This is a genomic window from Vibrio sp. 1078-1 (genome assembly GCF_033340475.1).
Genome location: NZ_JAWOWM010000377.1, coordinates 1 through 687, shown reverse-complemented (window position 1 = coordinate 687; position 687 = coordinate 1). Strand labels below are relative to the sequence as shown.

General features: G+C 46.9%; 1 pseudogene. It reads left to right on the top strand.

The features are described 5' to 3' along the window. Nucleotides 1-687: pseudogene (locus R7190_RS27675) on the top strand (excinuclease ABC subunit UvrA); the annotation flags it as partial.

Sequence of the window (687 nt, the reverse complement as noted above, 5' to 3'; positions counted from 1 at the left end):
AAGGCAGCAAAATGATGCTGCTTGCTCCAATCGTAAAAGAGCGCAAAGGTGAGCATGTAAAAACACTAGAAAACCTTGCCGCACAAGGTTTTATCCGAGCGCGTATTGACGGCGAAACTTGCGATCTTTCAGATCCTCCAACACTTGAGCTACACAAAAAACACACCATTGAAGTCGTGGTCGACCGATTCAAAGTTCGCCCAGATCTGCAACAACGTTTAGCAGAGTCATTTGAGACGACGCTAGAGCTTTCTGGTGGTATTGCGGTGATTGCTCCGATGGATGGCGATGGGGAAGAAATCATCTTTTCAGCGAACTTCGCTTGTCCGCAATGTGGCTACAGCATGCAAGAGCTGGAACCGAGATTGTTCTCATTTAACAACCCAGCAGGCGCGTGTGGAACTTGTGATGGCTTGGGTGTACAACAGTATTTTGATCCAAGCCGAGTGATTCAAGATGACTCACTCAGTTTGGCACAAGGTGCCATTCGTGGTTGGGATCAAAAGAATTACTATTACTTCCAAATGCTGACTTCATTGGCGGATCATTATGGATTTGATTTGCATGCTCCGTTCAACTCTCTGCCAAAGAAAACGCAAGACGTTATTCTCAAAGGCTCAGGCCGCACCGAGATCGAGTTTAAGTACATCAATGATCGCGGCGACATTCGTGTAAAGCGCCACCCAT